Below are 16,617 nucleotides of genomic sequence, written 5' to 3'. Positions count from 1 at the left end.
GTCGTTCGCTCCCTTACCAGACGTAGGCGAGGACTTCCCCACCCACGCCCTTCTTGTTCGCCTGCTTGTCCGTCAGCAGCCCGGTCGACGTCGAGATGATCGCGACGCCCAGGCCGCCGAGGACCTTGGGCAGCGAGTTCGACTTCGCGTAGACGCGCAGGCCCGGCTTGGACACCCGCCGGACGCCGGCGATGCTGCGCTCGCGGTTCGGGCCGTACTTGAGGTCGATCTGCAGCTGCTTGAAGGTGCTGCCGTCCTTCTCGATGTCACTGACGTTCCAGCCGGCGATGTAGCCCTCCTGCTGGAGGATCTCGGCGATGTGCGTCTTGAGCTTCGAGGACGGCATGACCGTGCTGTCGTGGTACGCCTGGTTGGCGTTCCGCAGTCGCGTGAGCATGTCCGCGATCGGGTCGGTCATCGTCATGGTGTGGTGCCTCTCTCGCCGCGGTTCCGCACGTTTCCCGAGTGCTTCGGTGGTCGTGGGCCTGTCGGCGAACGGTGGAGCTGTGGTGCGGCCGGAACGAGTGCGCCGGCCGGTGGTGCGGTCCTTACCAGGAGGACTTGCGGACGCCCGGGAGCTCCCCGGCGTGCGCCATCTCCCGCAGGCAGATCCGGCAGAGGCCGAACTTGCGGAAGACCGAGTGGGGACGGCCGCACCGCTGGCAGCGGGTGTAGCCGCGGACCGCGAACTTCGGCTTGCGGGCCGCCTTGTTGATCAGAGCCTTCTTGGCCATGGTTGTCTCCTACCGGCTCAGCGGATGGTGGTCACGACGGGCTGGCCGGCGAAGGGGAAGCCGAGCTGGCGGAGCAGCTCGCGACCCTCCTCGTCGTTGGTCGCGGTGGTGACCAGGGTGATGTCCATGCCGCGCTGCCGGTCGATCCTGTCGACGTCGATCTCGCGGAACATCGACTGCTCGTTGAGGCCGAAGGTGTAGTTGCCGTGGCCGTCGAACTGCTTGGGGTTCAGCCCGCGGAAGTCGCGGATGCGGGGCAGGGCCAGCGACAGCAGCCGGTCGAGGAACTCCCACATGCGGTCGCCGCGCAGGGTGACCTTGGCGCCGATCGGCATGCCCTCGCGGAGCTTGAACTGCGCGATGGACTTGCGGGCCCGCACGACCGCCGGCTTCTGGCCGGTGATCGCGGTGAGGTCGCGGACGGCACCGTCCATCAGCTTGGCGTCACGCGTGGCCTCGCCGACGCCCATGTTGACGACGATCTTCGTCAGGCGCGGGATCTGCATGACGTTCTCGAAGCCGAACTCCGACTGCAGCGCCGGGGCGATGGCCTCGCGGTAGTGGGCGAGCATGCGGGGCAGCTCGCGGGTGGGTGCGCTCCCAGTTGAGGAGGTCATGGCGTTCAGAGGTCCTTACCGGTTCGCCGCGAGACGCGGACGCTGCGGCCGTTGTCGTCCTTGCGGTACCCGACACGGGTGGGCTTGTCCTCGGAGTCGATCACCATCACGTTGCTCACGTGGATGGGAGCCTCCTGCGTGACGATCCCGCCCTGCTGGGCACCGCGCTGGCTCGAGCTGATGGCGGTGTGCTTCTTCACGCGCCCGACGCCCTCGACCAGGACGCGCTGGACCTTCGGGAAGGCGGCGATGACGCGGCCCTTCGCGCCCTTGTCCTTGCCGGACAGGACGACGACGGTGTCACCCTTCTTCACCTTCATGGACGGCGTCTTGCCGTTGCTGGCGCTAGCCATGATCACAGCACCTCCGGTGCGAGCGAGATGATCCGCATGAAGCGCTTGTCGCGGAGCTCGCGGCCCACAGGGCCGAAGATGCGCGTACCGCGCGGGTCGCCGCTGTCGCGGATGATGACCGCGGCGTTCTCGTCGAAGCGGATGTAGGAGCCATCCGGACGACGGCGCTCCTTGACGGTGCGCACGATGACCGCCTTGACGACGTCACCCTTCTTGACGCCGGCACCGGGCAGCGCATCCTTCACGGTGCCGACGATGATGTCGCCGATGCCCGCGTAGCGTCGCCCGGAACCGCCGAGCACCCGGATGCAGAGGATCTCCTTCGCACCGGTGTTGTCGGCGACTCGCAGCCGCGACTCCTGCTGGATCACGTCCCTACTCCCAAAATCTTGTGGTGACAGCCGGGCCGGATCGGTGAACCGGCTGTCCGGTAACCGCGTGCCGACGCACCGGCGGCGAGCCGCCGGTGCGTACGGAGCACGGGTACCGGGATGCGGCGCGCGCTCCTCCGCGAGGAGGTGCGATGCGCGCCAGTCGTCCAGAGTACGCGTACCGCTCTGGTGTTGTGCTACGGCCCCGGGAGGGACCGCGTCCTGCTGGCGGTTACTTGGCCTTCTCGAGGATCTCGACCAGCCGCCACCGCTTGGTGGCCGACGTCGGCCGGGTCTCCATGATCTGCACCCGGTCACCGACGCCCGCGACGTTCTGCTCGTCGTGCACCTTGAGCTTGTTCGTCCGGCGGATGACCTTGCCGTAGAGGGCGTGCTTCACACGGTCCTCGACCTCGACGACGATGGTCTTCTGCATCTTGTCGCTGACCACGAGGCCCTCACGGACCTTGCGGTACCCACGACCGGCCAGGCCGGGGCCCGACGCTTCCTGGGTCTCGCTCATGCCACACCCTCGTTCGGGGCGACCGAGAGACCCAGCTCGCGCTCGCGCATGATCGTGTAGATCCTGGCGATGTCGCGACGAACGGTCTGCAGTCGCCGGTTGTTGTCCAGCTGGCCGGTGGCCACCTGGAAGCGCAGGTTGAACAGTTCTTCCTTGGACTCACGGAGCCGCGCGGCGAGCTCGTCGACGGAGAGCTCGCGAAGCTCCGGAGCGGTCAGGCCGGCGGCCATCACACCTCTCCTTCACGGGTGATGAAGCGGCACTTCATGGGGAGCTTGTGGATCGCGCGGCGCATGGCCTCGCGGGCCACCGGCTCGGCGACACCCGAGAGCTCGAACATGATGCGCCCGGGCTTGACGTTCGCGACCCACCACTCCGGCGAACCCTTACCGGAACCCATGCGGGTCTCGGCGGGCTTCTTGGTCAGCGGACGGTCCGGGTAGATAGAGATCCACACCTTTCCGCCACGCTTGATGTGCCGGGTCATGGCGATACGGGCGGACTCGATCTGCCGGTTGGTCACGTAGGCCGGCTCGAGCGCCTGGATCGCGTACTCACCGAAGTTGATCGCGGTGCCGCCCTTGGCCCGGCCGCCACGGTCGGGGTGGTGCTGCTTGCGGTGCTTGACGCGCCGTGGGATCAGCACGGTCAGCTCCCCTGCTCGTCGGTGGTGGTGGTCTCGGTGGCCGTCGTGTCGGTGGCCGTCGTCCCCGCGGCCACGTTCTCCGCGGCAGAGGTGGCCTCCGGGCCGGCGGCCTCGGCGACGGTCTGCTCGGCGGTGGACTCGCCGGAGGTCTGCGCGACCGGAGCGGTCTCGGTGGCGTCGGCAGCCGGCCCCGTGGTGGGGGTCTCGGCCGCGGCGCGACCGGCCTCGGTGCCGCCGGCGGTCGTGCCGGAGGACCCGGAACGACGCTGCGGGCGCTGGGCCCGCTCACGACGCTGCTGGCGGTCGGCGAGCGCCTCCAGGGCCGCGCGCTCGGCGCGCGATCCGCTGACGTCGCCCTTGTAGATCCACACCTTCACGCCGATGCGGCCGAAGGTGGTGCGGGCCTCGTAGATGCCGTAGTCGATGTTCGCGCGCAGCGTGTGCAGCGGCACACGACCCTCGCGGTAGAACTCCGACCGGCTCATCTCGGTGCCACCCAGGCGACCCGAGCACTGCACCCGGATGCCCTTGACCTGCGGGCTGCGCTGAGCCGACTGCATGGCCTTGCGCATGGCACGACGGAAGCTGACCCGGCTGGAGAGCTGCTCGGCGACGCCCTGGGCGACCAGCTGCGCGTCGGACTCGGGGTTCTTGACCTCGAGGATGTTCAGCTGCACCTGCTTGCCGGTGAGCTTCTCCAGCTCGCCGCGGATGCGGTCGGCCTCCGCACCGCGACGGCCGATGACGATGCCCGGCCGGGCGGTGTGGATGTCGACGCGGACCCGGTCGCGGGTGCGCTCGATCTCGACCTTGGAGATGCCGGCCCGCTCCATGCCCTTGGACATGAGCTTGCGGATCGCGACGTCTTCCTTGACGTAGTCCTTGTACAGCTTGTCCGCGTACCACCGGGACTTGTAGTCGGTGGTGATCCCGAGCCGGAACCCGTGCGGGTTGACCTTCTGACCCACTAGCGGGTCCCTCCCCTCGTGTTGCCCCTGGACTGGTTGCCTGCCTGCTGCGTCGCCGGGCCGGACTGGCCGGTGTCCCGGCGGGCCTTGCGCGACTTCTTGGCGAGGACGTCGCTGGTGGCGACCTCGCTCACCTCGATGGTGATGTGGCTGGTCCGCTTGTTGATGCGGAACGCCCGTCCCTGGGCACGCGGACGGATCCGCTTCAGGGTGGGGCCCTCGTCCACGTAGGCGGCGCTGACCACCAGGGCGGCCGGGTCCAGCTGCAGGTTGTGCTCGGCGTTGGCCACCGCGCTGGCGACGACCTTGGCCACCGGCTCGCTGGCGCTCTGCGGGGCGAAGCGCAGCAGAGCGAGTGCCTCGTCGGTCGGCAGGTAGCGGACCAGGTCCACCACCCGCCGAGCCTTCATCGGGGTCACGCGGACGAACCGGGCCGTAGCCCGGGCGACCGGTGCCTCCTGTCCCAACTGGGAAGTCATCTTCAGTCTCTCTCTACCTGGTCAGCCCCGCCGCGAGCGGCGGTCGTCCTTGATGTGCCCACGGAACGTGCGCGTGGGGGCGAACTCGCCGAGCTTGTGCCCGACCATCGCCTCGGTCACGAACACCGGGACGTGCTTGCGGCCGTCGTGCACCGCCAGGGTGTGACCCAGCATGTCCGGGATGATCGTCGAGCGGCGTGACCAGGTGCGGATCACGTTCTTGGTGCCCTTCTCGTTCTGGGCGTCCACCTTCTTGAGCAGGTGGTCGTCGACGAACGGGCCCTTCTTCAGGCTGCGTGGCATGTCTGTCGGCTCCTATCCCGCTCAGCGCTTCTTGTTGGCGCGCCGGCGGCGCACGATCAGGGCGTCACTGGCCTTCCGCTTGCGCGTCCGGCCCTCCGGCTTGCCCTTCGGGTTCACCGGGTGGCGACCACCGGAGGTCTTGCCCTCACCACCACCGTGCGGGTGGTCGACCGGGTTCATCGCCACACCGCGGACGGTCGGGCGCTTGCCCTTCCACCGCATGCGGCCGGCCTTGCCCCAGTTGATGTTGGACTGCTCGGCGTTGCCCACCTCGCCGACGGTGGCGCGGCAGCGCACGTCGACGTTGCGGATCTCGCCCGAGGGCATGCGCAGCTGGGCGAAGCGGCCCTCGCGGGCCACCAGCTGGACGCTGGTGCCGGCCGAGCGCGCGATCTTCGCACCGCCACCGGGACGGAGCTCGATGGCGTGGATGACCGTGCCGACGGGGATGTTCCGCAGCGGCAGGTTGTTGCCCGGCTTGATGTCGGCCGAGGGGCCGCACTCCACCGTGTCGCCCTGCTTCAGCCGCGCCGGGGCGAGGATGTAGCGCTTCTCCCCGTCGGCGTAGTGCAGCAGCGCGATCCGCGAGGTGCGGTTCGGGTCGTACTCGATGTGCGCGACCTTCGCCGGCACGCCGTCCTTGTCCGCCCGGCGGAAGTCGATCAGCCGGTAGGCGCGCTTGTGACCACCGCCCTGGTGGCGAGCGGTGACCTTGCCGTGGACGTTGCGTCCACCGCGGCCGTGCAGCGGCCGGACCAGCGACTTCTCGGGATGGTCGCGGGTGACCTCGGCGAAGTCGGCGACGCTGGAGCCGCGGCGGCCCGGCGTCGTCGGCTTGTACTTGCGGATAGCCATGGGTCGTGAGTCCCTGTCTGTTCTCTCTGGTCCGGTCGGGGGTCGGGCGCGGTCAGGCGCCCGGGCCGCCGAAGATCTCGATGCGGTCGCCGGGGGCGACGGAGACGATGGCGCGCTTGGTGTCCTTGCGCTTGCCCATCTGCGTGCCACGGCTGCGCTTGCGCTTGCCCTGACGGTTGATCGTGTTCACGCCGAGGACCTTCACGTTGAAGATCTGCTCGACAGCGATCTTGATCTGCGTCTTGTTCGCCTCGGGCAGCACGATGAACGTGTACTGGTTGCCGTCGAGCAGCCCGTAGCTCTTCTCCGAGATGACCGGGGCGAGCAGGACGTCCCGGGGGTCGCGGACGCTCATGCCTTCTCCTCGGTGGTCTCGGTGGTGCCGTCCTCGCTGGGCGCGGTGGCGTCCGGCCCGGCGTCGGCGGCCTCGGCCTGCTCGACCGGGGCCTTGGCGGCCTCGGCCGGCGTGGCCGGAGCAGGGTCCTCGGCCGCGGCGGCCTTCTTCGCCGCCGTCTTCTTGGCAACGGCCTTCTTGGCCGGAGCCTTCCCCGTCGGGGTCTCGGCCGCGGTGCCGGTCTCGACGGTGCCCTCGCCCTCGGCCGGGGCGACCGAGGCGATGCCGCCCGGGGTCTCGCGGGTGGCGAGGTCGGGCAGCACACCGCCCTTGCCCTTCGCCGGTCCGGCCACGTACTCGGCGAGCGCGGTCTCGGTGAAGACGACCTCGTCGGCCACCAGCACGTCGTAGGTGTTGAGCTGACCGGCCTCGATCAGGTGCACCTGCGGCGCGTTGCGCAGGCTGACCCAGTTGAGGACGTCGTCCCGGTCCAGCACGACGAGGACCCGCTTGGCCTGGGTCACCGCGTTGAGCGTGGCCAGGGCCGTCTTGGTCTTCGGGGCGTCCCCGTCGACGAAGGCGGAGACGACGTGCACCCGGCCCTCGCGGGCCCGGTCGGAGAGGGCTCCGCGCAGCGCGGCGGCCTTCATCTTCTTCGGGGTCTTCTTCGTGTAGTCACGCGGCGTCGGGCCGTGGACGATGCCACCGCCGGCGAACTGCGGCGCGCGGGTCGAGCCCTGACGGGCCCGGCCGGTGCCCTTCTGGCGGTACGGCTTGGCGCCACCACCGCTCACCTGGCCGCGCGACTTGGTCGAGTGCGTGCCCTGGCGGGCCGCGGCCAGCTGGGCCACGACCACCTGGTGCATCAGCGAGACGTTCGCGTTGGCGTCGAAGAGCTCACCGGGCAGCGTCACGCTGCCGGAGGTCTCCCCCGCCGGGGTGCGGACGTCGACCTGGCGGTCGGTCCGCGTGTCGATGGACTGGCTCACTTCTTGTCACTCCCCACGGGGCCGCCCTTGACCGCGGAACGGACGAGGAGCAGGCCACCCTTGGGACCGGGGACCGCACCCTTGATCAGGATGAGCCCGCGCTCCGCGTCGACCTTGTGCACGACCAGCGAGAGCGTGGTCGTCTTGACCGCACCCATGCGACCGGCCATCTTCAGGCCCTTGAACACGCGGCCCGGGGTGGACGCGCCACCGATGGAACCGGGCGACCGGTGCTTGCGCTGGGTGCCGTGCGACGCGCCGAGGCCCTTGAAGCCGTGACGCTTCATGACGCCGGCGGTGCCCTTGCCCTTGCTGGTGCCGATGACGTCGACCTTGGCCACGCCGTCGAACACGTCGGCGGTCAGCTCCTGGCCGACCGTGTAGTCGCCGGCGTCCTCGGTGCGCAGTTCCACCAGGTGCCGCCGCGGCGTGACGCCCGCCTTGGTGAAGTGCCCACCCTCGGGCTTGTTCACCTTGCGCGGGTCGATCTCGCCGAACCCGAGCTGGAGGGCCGAGTAGCCGTCCACCTCCGGGGTGCGCACCTGGGTCACCACACACGGGCCCGCCTTGACGACGGTCACCGGCACGAGACGGTTGTTCTCGTCGAAAACCTGGGTCATCCCCAGCTTCTCGCCGAGGAGACCGCGAAATGTGCTCGCCATGTCTGCTGACTGCCCTTACTGAATGTTGACGTCGACCGAGGCCGGCAGATCGATGCGCATGAGCGCATCCACCGTCTTCGGCGTCGGGTCGAGGATGTCGATGAGCCGCTTGTGCGTGCGCATCTCGAAGTGCTCGAACGAGTCCTTGTACTTGTGCGGCGAACGGATCACCGCGTACACGTTCTTCTCCGTCGGCAGCGGCACGGGGCCGACCACTCGGGCTCCGGTCTTGGTGACCGTCTCCACGATGCGTCGCGCCGAGGCATCGATCGCCTCGTGGTCGTAGGCCTTCAGCCGGATGCGGATCTTCTGTCCCGCCATCGCTGTCTTCTGCTCCTGCCGATCGGTTGTGAAAGTTCGAGTGGGTCTGCTGACCCGGGGGTGGGTCCGGGCGGGTGGGCCCGGACCCGGGGTGGGCGGCGGCCGGCCTGCGGCCGCCGCCCACCGGGGGTGCTACTTGAGGATCTTGGTGACCCGGCCGGCGCCCACGGTCCGACCACCCTCACGGATGGCGAACTTCAGGCCCTCCTCCATGGCGATGGGCTGGATGAGCTCCACCGTCATCTCGGTGTTGTCGCCGGGCATGACCATCTCGGTGCCGGCGGGCAGGGTCACGACGCCGGTCACGTCCGTCGTCCGGAAGTAGAACTGGGGACGGTAGTTGTTGAAGAACGGCGTGTGACGGCCACCCTCGTCCTTCGAGAGGATGTAGACCGAGCCCTCGAAGTTGGTGTGCGGGGTGATCGAACCGGGCTTCACGACGACCTGGCCGCGCTCGACGTCCTCGCGCTTGATGCCGCGCAGCAGCAGACCGACGTTGTCACCGGCCTGGCCCTGGTCGAGCAGCTTGCGGAACATCTCGACGCCGGTGACCGTGGTCTTGGTCGAGTTCTCACGGATGCCGACGATCTCGATCTCCTCGGACACCTTGACGATGCCACGCTCCACACGACCGGTCACCACGGTGCCGCGGCCGGTGATGGTGAAGACGTCCTCGACGGGCATGAGGAACGGCTTGTCGATGTCGCGCTCCGGCTCCGGGATCGCGGTGTCGACGGCGTTCATCAGCTCCATGAGCTTGTCGCCCCACTCGGCGTCGCCCTCGAGGGCCTTCAGCGCGGAGACGCGGACCACGGGGACGTCGTCGCCCGGGAACTCGTACTCGCTGAGCAGCTCGCGGACCTCGAGCTCGACGAGCTCCAGGATCTCCTCGTCGTCCACCATGTCGGCCTTGTTCAGGGCCACCACGATGTAGGGGACGCCGACCTGGCGGGCCAGGAGCACGTGCTCCTTGGTCTGCGGCATCGGGCCGTCGGTGGCGGCGACCACGAGGATGGCGCCGTCCATCTGCGCCGCACCGGTGATCATGTTCTTGATGTAGTCGGCGTGCCCGGGGCAGTCGACGTGCGCGTAGTGACGGTTCTCCGTCTGGTACTCCACGTGCGCGATCGAGATCGTGATGCCGCGGGCCTTCTCCTCGGGCGCCTTGTCGATCTGGTCGAAGGCGGACGCCTCGTTGAGGTCCGGGTACTTGTCGTGCAGGACCTTGGTGATCGCCGCGGTCAGCGTCGTCTTCCCGTGGTCGATGTGCCCGATGGTGCCGATGTTGACGTGCGGCTTGGTCCGCTCGAACTTGGCCTTGGCCACTGGGTTCCTCTCCTCGTGGTTACGCAGGTGGTGCGTGCTCTTGGGGTGGGCGGTGCTGGGTGACGGCGGGCGGCCTGACCAGGTCAGGGCCCGATGCCGGTGTTACTCGCCGGTCGCCTTGGCGATGATCTCCTTGGCGACGTTGGCCGGGACCTCGGCGTACGAGTCGAACACCATCGAGTAGCTCGCCCGTCCCTGGGTGCGGCTGCGCAGGTCGCCCACGTAGCCGAACATCTCCGACAGCGGCACCAGGGCGCGGACGAGACGGGCGCCGGCCCGCTCCTCCATGGCCTGGATGGTGCCGCGGCGGGAGTTCAGGTCGCCGATGACGTCGCCCATGTTCTCCTCAGGCGTGGTCACCTCGACGGCCATGAGCGGCTCGAGCAGGGCCGGGCTGGCCTTGCGGGCGGCCTCCTTGAAGACCATCGAGCCGGCGATCTTGAAGGCCATCTCCGAGGAGTCGACCTCGTGGTACTGGCCGTCCAGCAGCGAGGCCTTCACCCCGACCATGGGGTACCCGGCCAGGACGCCGTACTGCATGGCGTCCTGCATGCCCTGGTCGACCGAGGGGATGTACTCCCGCGGGATGCGACCACCGGTGACCTTGTTCTCGAACTCGTAGGTCGGGCCGTCGGCCGTGACCTGGAGGGGCTCGAGGCTGATCTGGACCTTGGCGAACTGGCCAGAGCCACCGGTCTGCTTCTTGTGCGTGTAGTCGGCGCGCTCGACGGTCTTGCGGATCGTCTCGCGGTAGGCCACCTGCGGCTTGCCGACGTTGGCCTCGACGTTGAACTCGCGGCGCATGCGGTCCACCAGGATCTCCAGGTGGAGCTCGCCCATGCCGGAGATGACCGTCTGGCCGGTCTCCTCGTCGAGCTTGACCTGGAAGGTCGGGTCCTCCTCGGCCAGCTTCTGGATGGCCGTGCCCAGCTTCTCCTGGTCGCTCTTGGTCTTCGGCTCGATGGCCACCGAGATGACCGGCGCGGGGAACGACATCGACTCCAGGATCACCGGCTTCTGCGGGTCGCAGAGGGTGTCACCGGTGGTCGTCTGCTTCATGCCGTTGACGGCCACGATCTCGCCGGCGCCCACGCCCGCACGCTCTTCGCGCTTGTTGGCGTGCATCTGGTAGATCTTGCCGACCCGCTCCTTGCGGTCCTTGGTGCTGTTGAGCACCGGCGACCCGGCGTCCAGCTTCCCCGAGTACACGCGGACGTAGGTCAGCTTGCCCAGGTGCTGGTCGGTCTGGATCTTGAAGGCCAGCGCGGAGAACGGCTCGTCCTCGTCGGCGTGCCGCAGGACCTCGGTCTCGCCGTCGAGCGCGGTGCCGACGATCGCCTCGATGTCCAGCGGGCTGGGCAGGTAGTCGGTGACCGCGTCGAGCATGGGCTGGACGCCCTTGTTCTTGAACGCGGAACCGGTCACGACCGGGTTCACCTGGCCGGCGATGGTCGCCTTGCGGATGGCGGCCTTGAGCCGGTCCACCGCGATCTCCTCGCCGCCGAGGTAGTCCTCCATCAGCGAGTCGTCGAAGTCGGCGATGTTCTCGAGCAGCTTCTCGCGGTACTCGGCGGCCTGGTCGGCGAGCTCGGCCGGGATGTCCTCGACCGCGTAGTCCTCACCGAGCTTGGTCTCACCGCGCCAGGTGAGCGCCTTCATCTGGACCAGGTCGACGACGCCGATGAAGTCGGCCTCGGCACCGATCGGGATCTGCAGGACCAGCGGGTTGGCCGCCAGCCGCTCGACCATCATGTCGACGCAGCGGAAGAAGTCGGCACCGGTGCGGTCGAGCTTGTTGACGAAGCACATGCGCGGGACGCCGTACTTCTCGGCCTGCCGCCACACCTGCTCGGTCTGCGGCTCGACGCCGGCGACCCCGTCGTAGACGGCGACGGCACCGTCGAGCACCCGCAGCGACCGCTCCACCTCGACGGTGAAGTCGACGTGCCCGGGAGTGTCGATGATGTTGATGTCGAAGCCGTTCCAGGAGCACTTCGTCGCGGCGGACGTGATGGTGATGCCGCGCTCCTGCTCCTGCTCCATCCAGTCCATCGTGGCCGCGCCGTCGTGGACCTCACCGATCTTGTAGTTGATACCGGTGTAGAAGAGGATGCGCTCCGTCGTCGTGGTCTTGCCGGCGTCGATGTGCGCCATGATCCCGATGTTGCGGGTCTTGGCGAGCTGGGCCCCTGTGGCCATGACTTACTCCTCTTCGTTCGGGTCCGCGTGCGGGTGTCCGGGGGTCGCCCGGTGGTCCCGCGGGCGGCGGGCGCCGGTGGTTACCAGCGGTAGTGCGCGAAGGCCTTGTTCGACTCGGCCATCTTGTGCGTGTCCTCGCGCCGCTTCACGGCGGCACCGAGGCCGTTGCTCGCGTCCAGCAGCTCGTTCATCAGGCGCTCGGTCATCGTCTTCTCGCGACGGGCGCGGCTGTACTGGATGAGCCAGCGCAGGCCGAGCGTGGTGCTGCGCGAGGGACGGACCTCGACCGGGACCTGGTAGGTCGCGCCACCGACACGGCGGCTGCGGACCTCCAGGGCCGGCTTGACGTTGTCCAGGGCGCGCTTGAGCGTCACGACCGGGTCGGTGTCGCTCTTGGCGCGGCAGCCCTCGAGCGCGCCGTAGACGATCGCCTCGGCGACCGAGCGCTTGCCGTCGACCAGCACCTTGTTCACCAGCTGGGTCACCAGCGGCGACTGGTACACCGGGTCGGCGACCAGCGGTCGCTTCGGCGCGGGGCCCTTGCGCGGCATTAGCTCTTCTCCTTCTTCGCGCCGTAACGGCTGCGGGCCTGCTTGCGGTTGCGGACACCCTGGGTGTCCAGCGAGCCACGGATGATCTTGTAGCGCACGCCCGGCAGGTCCTTCACGCGGCCGCCGCGCACGAGCACCATCGAGTGCTCCTGCAGGTTGTGGCCGACGCCCGGGATGTAGGCGGTCACCTCGATGCCACTGGTCAGGCGGACGCGAGCGACCTTGCGCAGCGCCGAGTTCGGCTTCTTCGGCGTCGTCGTGTAGACGCGCGTGCAGACTCCGCGGCGCTGGGGCGAACCCTTCAGCGCCGGAGTCTTGGTCTTCTCGACCTTGTCCTCGCGGCCCTTGCGGACCAGCTGGTTGATCGTGGGCATGGGTGGCCTGGATCTCCTACCTGCGCTGGGTGGTGCTCTCTGGTTCCTGCTGACGACTGGTCGTGCTGTCCTGCTGTGTCGCTCTGGTGCCGGCCCTGCTCGGACCGCCCCATTCTGGCCGCCCGGCACCGTCCGGCCCCCGCGGTCGGGCGTGTCGCCCTTCCCAGGACCGGCCGATGGAAGTCGGACCGGAATCGGTCGCCCCTCGCGACTCGGCGTCGCCACCTTCCGGCCACCACGTGGATCACGCGGCCAGGAGGTGGACCCCGGCGACCGGCGAGACATCAGCCTCTGGCCACCCAGGCGCACCGCGAACGGGAGCAGGCCCAGGGCACCCTGGGCACAGCAGACCACGATACCCGTGCCTCGTGGGCCGGTCAAAGCCGGGTCCCTCACACACGCAGCCCATGGTCGGCCGGTCACCCACCGGAGCGGGCCACATCCGGCAGGAACGACGCCGGGGCGGGTTCTCTTCCCTCGGCGCCGCATTCCGGAGGATCCGGCAGCGGAGCGGACGCTACCCCGGACTCGCCGGGTCGGGGAGTACGCCGCGCGGCGTCCGGGAACGTCGCACCCGGCCCCTAGCGTCGGCCGCACCCCCTTCCCCGCACTGGAGGCCCCGTGGACCCCGATGCCGCCCGCGAGCTCAAGGCCCGCATCCTCGAGCGCCTCCCGACGGCGGTCGAGGCCCGCAGCACCGCCGGGGAGCGTGACGCCCCATGGCCCTGGGTCGCGGTCGGACTGGGCGCCGGCCGCACGGGCGCCCGCGTGGCCGTGCGGCTGCAGCGGGACGCCGACCGCGCGCTGCTCCCCGACCTCGGGCGGGCTGCAGCGGAGGAGGTGGACGTCGAGGTGATCGGGCCGGTGCACGCGCTGACCTCCCCCACCGACCTCCGGCGGCGGACCCGTCCGCTGCGCCCCGGCCTGTCGGTGGCGCACGAGGCGGTCAGCGCGGGCACGCTGGGCGGCTTCGTCCGGACGCCGTCCGGGTTGGCGATGCTGTCCAACAACCACGTCCTCGCCGCCAGCAACTCCGCGTTCCCGGGCGACGCGGTGCGGCAACCGGGGCCGGCCGACGGCGGCGGCTCCGCCGACCGCGTGGCCACCCTCACCGCCTTCCAGCCCATGGTGGCGGGGGTGAACCTCGTCGACGCGGCCGTCGCCCTGCTGGACGCGGACGTGCCCGCGACGCCCGGGGATCTCCCGGGCGGTCCCCTCCTGGGCGCCGTCCCCGGCAGCCTGGACGTCGACCCGGACGAGGCCGTGGAGAAGGTGGGCCGCACGACCGGGCACACCCGGGGCCGGATCACGGCGGTGGAGGTGGACGGCGTGGCCGTCCAGTACGACGAGGCCGTGTACCGGTTCGACGACCAGATCGAGATCGAGGGACGCGGCGGACCCTTCAGCGCCGGCGGCGACAGCGGTTCGGTGATCTGGCGCAGCCGCGACCGCGCCCCGGTGGCCCTGCTCTTCGCCGGCAGCGAGACCGGCGGCTCCGCCGGGACCGGTGTGACCTTCGCGAACCCGCTCGCCACCGTCCTGGCCGTCCTCGGCGTGGAGTGGTGCCCCGACCTCTGACCCGACCTCTGACCCGATCGGTGCGCCGGGGGGGTGCGCACGTCGTCCCCGCCGGGGCACGATGGGTACATGACCGACCGGGCCGCGGCGCGAGCCGCGAAGAGCGCGCTGGCCGCGCGCCTGTCCGGAGACCCGGGCGTCGTCGGGATCGGGCTGTCCCGGCGGGACAGCAGCTACGTGCTCACGGTGAACCTCGCCGACGCCGCCTCGGCTCCCCGGGTGCCCGGGGACGTCGACGGCGTCCGGGTGGTCACCGAGGTCGTCGGGGCCGTCCGCCCCCTCTGAGACCCCATGGCCTTCGGCCGCCTCGAACGATGGAAGTCGCCGACTTCCTTCACAGCGGGCGCCGGGTCAGCCTCCGGGCCGCAGCCGATAGCGTGCGCGCCAGGCGCCGACGAGGGCGCCGGGCGACCGAGGGAGTGCACGTGCGCATCGGCATCCAGGCCAGTTACAGCGGCGGGTTCCAGGAGACGGCGGCAGAGATCCGCGACCTCGAGTCCGCGGGCCTCGACCTCGCGGCCGTGGCGGAGGTCTACACCTTCGACGCCGTGAGCCAGCTCGGCTACCTGGCGGCGGTGACCGAGCGGGTCGAGCTGCTGAGCGCGATCTTCCCGATCTACAGCCGCACCCCGGCGCTCACGGCGATGACGGCGGCCGGCCTGGACTTCGTCTCCGGCGGACGGTTCACCCTCGGCCTGGGCGCCTCCGGGCCGCAGGTCATCGAGGGCTGGCACGGCGTCCCGTACGACGCACCCCTGCAGCGCACCCGGGAGATCGTCGAGATCTGCCGCCAGGTGTGGCGGCGCGACCGCCTCGACCACCAGGGCAAGAAATACAGCGTCCCGCTGCCGGCCGATCAGGGCACCGGCCTGGGCAAGCCGCTCAAGCTGATCAACACGCCCGTCCGGGAGCGGATCCCGGTCATGCTGGCCGCTCTCGGCCCGAAGAACGTCGAACTGGCGGCCGAGATCGCCGAGGCATGGGAGCCGATCTTCTTCGTGCCGGAGAAGGCCGCCTCGGTCTGGGGGGACTCGCTGGCCGCCGGCAAGGCCAAGCGCGACCCCGAACTCGGCGAGCTGCAGGTCATCACCGGGGTCCCCGTGGCGATCGGCGACGACGTCGACGGCCTGGTGGAGTTCGTCAAGCCGGCGCTCGCGCTGTACATCGGCGGGATGGGCGCCCGCGGCAAGAACTTCTACAACGACCTCGCCGTCCGCTACGGGTACGCCGACGAGGCGAGGACGATCCAGGACCTCTACCTCGACGGCAAGAAGGACGAGGCGGCAGCCGTCGTCCCCGACGAGCTGGTGCGCGCGTCGTCGCTGATCGGTCCGGAGTCCCACGTCGCCGAGCGGATCGCCGCGTTCCGCGAGGCCGGCGTCTCCACGCTCATGCTCCAGCCGCTGGACGGCAGCCGCGAGGGTCGGCTGAGCACCGTGGAGACCATGAAGCGCCTGGCCGGCTGAATCGCCCCGCCGTCGTGGCGGTGGCCGGATCCAGCCCGGCGGCCGCCACGACGAGACGGCTCCGGCCGGTAGCGTTGCCATGCAGGAAACACTGCCCTACTGTTTCCTGCATGGCAACCGGCCCGCACGGCTCGCCCTCGCCGCACGATGCCCGCGAGACGCTCCAGCAGCTCTCCGCGGACGCCGACGCCGTCCGCTACCCCCCGCTCCCCCGCTGGTTCTTCCTCGCGCAGGCGACCCTGGTGGCCGCCATCTGCCTGGCCCAGCTCCTGCCACCGTCCGACGCGCGCAACGCCACCTTCGCCGCGGCCGTCGCCGCGATCGTCCTCGGCGGCCGGTACTGGCTCTACCGCGACGGCGTATCGGGGGTGACGCCGTCGCTGAGCGACATGGGCCTGTTCCTCGCCGGCGTCCTCGGCACGGTGCTGGGGTGCCTGGTCGTCGAGGAGACCACCGGCGCCTGGTGGATCTGGATCGTCGGCGCCGTCGTGGTCGCCGGCATCGTGCTGGGAACGGGCCACAGCTACCGGAAGGCCTACGGCGATGCCGCCTGAGGGGACGGCCTTCGACGAGGTGATCCACGCCCCGCAGCGGCTGCGGATCTGTGCGGCGCTGAGCGCCGCGCAGAAGGTCGAGTTCGGCTTCCTCCAGGAGCGCCTCGGGCTGTCGAAGTCCGCGCTGAGCAAGCACCTGTCCCAGCTCTCCGACGCCGGCTACGTGCGGCAGGACCGCGCGGTGCGCGACGCCCGCAGCCGGCTCTGGCTCTCCCTCACCCCCGAGGGTAGGCGGGCGTACACCGCCCACGTGCAGGCGCTGCAGGAGATCGTCGGGACCGCGGAGGCCTGACCGCCGGACGATCCGTCGTCCTCCCCCACGGTGCGGCGTCCTCCCCCACCGCCCACCGTGCGGGAGGACGCGCCACGATCAGGTTCCCTGATCATGGCCGGGCCTAGCCGGGCCTGGCCGGG

General features: G+C 70.0%; 25 protein-coding genes. 5 read left to right on the top strand and 20 right to left on the bottom strand.

The window, feature by feature from the left end; genetic code table 11:
* Positions 1-13: 13 nt before the first annotated feature.
* The 20 genes from rpsH to rpsL form a co-directional block, all read right to left on the bottom strand.
* Positions 14-418: a 30S ribosomal protein S8 gene (gene rpsH, locus BM142_RS01160; RefSeq protein WP_470277417.1), complete on the bottom strand. Its 405-nt coding sequence runs from the start codon at positions 416-418 to the stop codon at positions 14-16.
* 130 nt (positions 419-548) lie between these two features.
* Entirely contained in the window at positions 549-734 is a 186-nt protein-coding gene (locus BM142_RS01155) for a type Z 30S ribosomal protein S14 (protein WP_089336472.1), read from the bottom strand.
* Between the two features lie 17 nt (positions 735-751).
* Positions 752-1,351: a 50S ribosomal protein L5 gene (gene rplE / locus BM142_RS01150; RefSeq protein WP_092194938.1), complete on the bottom strand. Its 600-nt coding sequence runs from the start codon at positions 1,349-1,351 to the stop codon at positions 752-754.
* Positions 1,352-1,356: 5 nt separating this feature from the next.
* Positions 1,357-1,704, bottom strand: coding sequence for a 50S ribosomal protein L24 (gene rplX, locus BM142_RS01145; RefSeq protein ID WP_470277414.1), 348 nt, complete (start codon positions 1,702-1,704; stop codon positions 1,357-1,359).
* A gap of 2 nt (positions 1,705-1,706) precedes the next feature.
* Positions 1,707-2,075, bottom strand: a complete 369-nt coding sequence (gene rplN, locus BM142_RS01140) for a 50S ribosomal protein L14 (RefSeq protein WP_089336470.1) — start codon at positions 2,073-2,075, stop codon at positions 1,707-1,709.
* A gap of 232 nt (positions 2,076-2,307) precedes the next feature.
* Entirely contained in the window at positions 2,308-2,598 is a 291-nt protein-coding gene (gene rpsQ, locus BM142_RS01135) for a 30S ribosomal protein S17 (protein ID WP_092194937.1), read from the bottom strand.
* On the bottom strand, positions 2,595-2,828 hold the full coding sequence (rpmC, locus tag BM142_RS01130; RefSeq protein WP_089336468.1) for a 50S ribosomal protein L29: 234 nt from the start codon (positions 2,826-2,828) through the stop codon (positions 2,595-2,597). Before rpmC ends, rpsQ begins: the two co-directional genes overlap by 4 nt.
* The gene (gene rplP / locus BM142_RS01125) at positions 2,828-3,244 is read right to left on the bottom strand and encodes a 50S ribosomal protein L16 (RefSeq protein WP_089336467.1); all 417 of its coding nucleotides are present in this window, start codon (positions 3,242-3,244) and stop codon (positions 2,828-2,830) included. Before rplP ends, rpmC begins: the two co-directional genes overlap by 1 nt.
* A gap of 2 nt (positions 3,245-3,246) precedes the next feature.
* Positions 3,247-4,212, bottom strand: a complete 966-nt coding sequence (gene rpsC, locus BM142_RS01120) for a 30S ribosomal protein S3 (RefSeq protein WP_092194936.1) — start codon at positions 4,210-4,212, stop codon at positions 3,247-3,249.
* On the bottom strand, positions 4,212-4,691 hold the full coding sequence (gene rplV, locus BM142_RS01115; protein WP_092194935.1) for a 50S ribosomal protein L22: 480 nt from the start codon (positions 4,689-4,691) through the stop codon (positions 4,212-4,214). The genes rpsC and rplV overlap by 1 nt, the downstream gene beginning before the upstream one ends.
* 21 nt (positions 4,692-4,712) lie before the next feature.
* Positions 4,713-4,994: a 30S ribosomal protein S19 gene (gene rpsS / locus BM142_RS01110; protein ID WP_029340037.1), complete on the bottom strand. Its 282-nt coding sequence runs from the start codon at positions 4,992-4,994 to the stop codon at positions 4,713-4,715.
* Positions 4,995-5,015: 21 nt separating this feature from the next.
* Entirely contained in the window at positions 5,016-5,849 is an 834-nt protein-coding gene (gene rplB / locus BM142_RS01105; RefSeq protein WP_092194934.1) for a 50S ribosomal protein L2, read from the bottom strand.
* Positions 5,850-5,901: 52 nt separating this feature from the next.
* On the bottom strand, positions 5,902-6,204 hold the full coding sequence (gene rplW, locus BM142_RS01100; RefSeq protein WP_092194933.1) for a 50S ribosomal protein L23: 303 nt from the start codon (positions 6,202-6,204) through the stop codon (positions 5,902-5,904).
* Positions 6,201-7,172 carry a 50S ribosomal protein L4 gene (gene rplD / locus BM142_RS01095; RefSeq protein ID WP_175527037.1) on the bottom strand — a complete coding sequence of 324 codons (972 nt, stop codon included), beginning with the start codon at positions 7,170-7,172 and terminating at the stop codon, positions 6,201-6,203. Before rplD ends, rplW begins: the two co-directional genes overlap by 4 nt.
* On the bottom strand, positions 7,169-7,834 hold the full coding sequence (rplC, locus tag BM142_RS01090) for a 50S ribosomal protein L3 (protein ID WP_092194932.1): 666 nt from the start codon (positions 7,832-7,834) through the stop codon (positions 7,169-7,171). Before rplC ends, rplD begins: the two co-directional genes overlap by 4 nt.
* Positions 7,835-7,849: 15 nt before the next feature.
* A complete protein-coding gene (gene rpsJ / locus BM142_RS01085; protein WP_014377994.1) occupies positions 7,850-8,155 on the bottom strand; it encodes a 30S ribosomal protein S10 in 306 nt (101 codons plus the stop codon).
* A gap of 132 nt (positions 8,156-8,287) precedes the next feature.
* The gene (tuf, locus tag BM142_RS01080; RefSeq protein WP_092194931.1) at positions 8,288-9,481 is read right to left on the bottom strand and encodes an elongation factor Tu; all 1,194 of its coding nucleotides are present in this window, start codon (positions 9,479-9,481) and stop codon (positions 8,288-8,290) included.
* A 102-nt stretch (positions 9,482-9,583) separates the two neighbouring features.
* Positions 9,584-11,680, bottom strand: coding sequence for an elongation factor G (fusA, locus tag BM142_RS01075; protein WP_092194930.1), 2,097 nt, complete (start codon positions 11,678-11,680; stop codon positions 9,584-9,586).
* Positions 11,681-11,760: 80 nt separating this feature from the next.
* Positions 11,761-12,231: a 30S ribosomal protein S7 gene (gene rpsG, locus BM142_RS01070; RefSeq protein ID WP_089336457.1), complete on the bottom strand. Its 471-nt coding sequence runs from the start codon at positions 12,229-12,231 to the stop codon at positions 11,761-11,763.
* Positions 12,231-12,605, bottom strand: a complete 375-nt coding sequence (gene rpsL, locus BM142_RS01065) for a 30S ribosomal protein S12 (RefSeq protein ID WP_012950487.1) — start codon at positions 12,603-12,605, stop codon at positions 12,231-12,233. Before rpsL ends, rpsG begins: the two co-directional genes overlap by 1 nt.
* A gap of 621 nt (positions 12,606-13,226) precedes the next feature.
* Between rpsL and BM142_RS01060 the strand changes: the two genes are divergently transcribed.
* The 5 genes from BM142_RS01060 to BM142_RS01040 all read left to right on the top strand — a co-directional run bounded on the left by BM142_RS01060 (position 13,227) and on the right by BM142_RS01040 (position 16,495).
* Positions 13,227-14,183, top strand: a complete 957-nt coding sequence (locus BM142_RS01060) for a chymotrypsin family serine protease (protein ID WP_092194929.1) — start codon at positions 13,227-13,229, stop codon at positions 14,181-14,183.
* A 69-nt stretch (positions 14,184-14,252) separates the two neighbouring features.
* Positions 14,253-14,468 (top strand): hypothetical protein, encoded by a 216-nt coding sequence (locus tag BM142_RS01055; protein ID WP_092194928.1) that lies wholly within the window; start codon positions 14,253-14,255, stop codon positions 14,466-14,468.
* A 140-nt stretch (positions 14,469-14,608) separates the two neighbouring features.
* On the top strand, positions 14,609-15,649 hold the full coding sequence (locus BM142_RS01050) for an LLM class F420-dependent oxidoreductase (RefSeq protein ID WP_092195177.1): 1,041 nt from the start codon (positions 14,609-14,611) through the stop codon (positions 15,647-15,649).
* Positions 15,650-15,759: 110 nt separating this feature from the next.
* Positions 15,760-16,203 carry a hypothetical protein gene (locus tag BM142_RS01045; RefSeq protein ID WP_092194927.1) on the top strand — a complete coding sequence of 148 codons (444 nt, stop codon included), beginning with the start codon at positions 15,760-15,762 and terminating at the stop codon, positions 16,201-16,203.
* Complete coding sequence (locus BM142_RS01040) at positions 16,193-16,495, top strand: transcriptional regulator (protein ID WP_092194926.1); 303 nt, start codon at positions 16,193-16,195, stop codon at positions 16,493-16,495. The genes BM142_RS01045 and BM142_RS01040 overlap by 11 nt, the downstream gene beginning before the upstream one ends.
* The last annotated feature ends 122 nt before the right edge of the window (positions 16,496-16,617 follow it).

It is taken from the genome of Blastococcus tunisiensis (assembly GCF_900112815.1).
Classification (GTDB): domain Bacteria; phylum Actinomycetota; class Actinomycetes; order Mycobacteriales; family Geodermatophilaceae; genus Blastococcus_B; species Blastococcus_B tunisiensis.
Note: the sequence above shows the minus strand (reverse complement) of the source record. Positions and strands in the feature narration are given on the sequence as shown.

Excerpts from the sequence above, each read along its gene's own strand:
- rpsH (WP_470277417.1), bottom strand. The coding sequence starts at position 418 with ATGACCGACCCGATCGCGGACATGCTCACGCGACTGCGGAACGCCAAC.
- BM142_RS01155 (WP_089336472.1), bottom strand. The coding sequence starts at position 734 with ATGGCCAAGAAGGCTCTGATCAACAAGGCGGCCCGCAAGCCGAAGTTC.
- rplE (WP_092194938.1), bottom strand. The coding sequence starts at position 1,351 with ATGACCTCCTCAACTGGGAGCGCACCCACCCGCGAGCTGCCCCGCATG.
- rplX (WP_470277414.1), bottom strand. The coding sequence starts at position 1,704 with ATGGCTAGCGCCAGCAACGGCAAGACGCCGTCCATGAAGGTGAAGAAG.
- rpsQ (WP_092194937.1), bottom strand. The coding sequence starts at position 2,598 with ATGAGCGAGACCCAGGAAGCGTCGGGCCCCGGCCTGGCCGGTCGTGGG.
- rpmC (WP_089336468.1), bottom strand. The coding sequence starts at position 2,828 with ATGGCCGCCGGCCTGACCGCTCCGGAGCTTCGCGAGCTCTCCGTCGAC.
- rplV (WP_092194935.1), bottom strand. The coding sequence starts at position 4,691 with ATGACTTCCCAGTTGGGACAGGAGGCACCGGTCGCCCGGGCTACGGCC.
- rpsS (WP_029340037.1), bottom strand. The coding sequence starts at position 4,994 with ATGCCACGCAGCCTGAAGAAGGGCCCGTTCGTCGACGACCACCTGCTC.
- rplB (WP_092194934.1), bottom strand. The coding sequence starts at position 5,849 with ATGGCTATCCGCAAGTACAAGCCGACGACGCCGGGCCGCCGCGGCTCC.
- rplW (WP_092194933.1), bottom strand. The coding sequence starts at position 6,204 with ATGAGCGTCCGCGACCCCCGGGACGTCCTGCTCGCCCCGGTCATCTCG.
- rplC (WP_092194932.1), bottom strand. The coding sequence starts at position 7,834 with ATGGCGAGCACATTTCGCGGTCTCCTCGGCGAGAAGCTGGGGATGACC.
- rpsJ (WP_014377994.1), bottom strand. The coding sequence starts at position 8,155 with ATGGCGGGACAGAAGATCCGCATCCGGCTGAAGGCCTACGACCACGAG.
- fusA (WP_092194930.1), bottom strand. The coding sequence starts at position 11,680 with ATGGCCACAGGGGCCCAGCTCGCCAAGACCCGCAACATCGGGATCATG.
- rpsG (WP_089336457.1), bottom strand. The coding sequence starts at position 12,231 with ATGCCGCGCAAGGGCCCCGCGCCGAAGCGACCGCTGGTCGCCGACCCG.
- rpsL (WP_012950487.1), bottom strand. The coding sequence starts at position 12,605 with ATGCCCACGATCAACCAGCTGGTCCGCAAGGGCCGCGAGGACAAGGTC.
- BM142_RS01055 (WP_092194928.1), top strand. The coding sequence starts at position 14,253 with ATGACCGACCGGGCCGCGGCGCGAGCCGCGAAGAGCGCGCTGGCCGCG.
- BM142_RS01045 (WP_092194927.1), top strand. The coding sequence starts at position 15,760 with ATGGCAACCGGCCCGCACGGCTCGCCCTCGCCGCACGATGCCCGCGAG.
- BM142_RS01040 (WP_092194926.1), top strand. The coding sequence starts at position 16,193 with ATGCCGCCTGAGGGGACGGCCTTCGACGAGGTGATCCACGCCCCGCAG.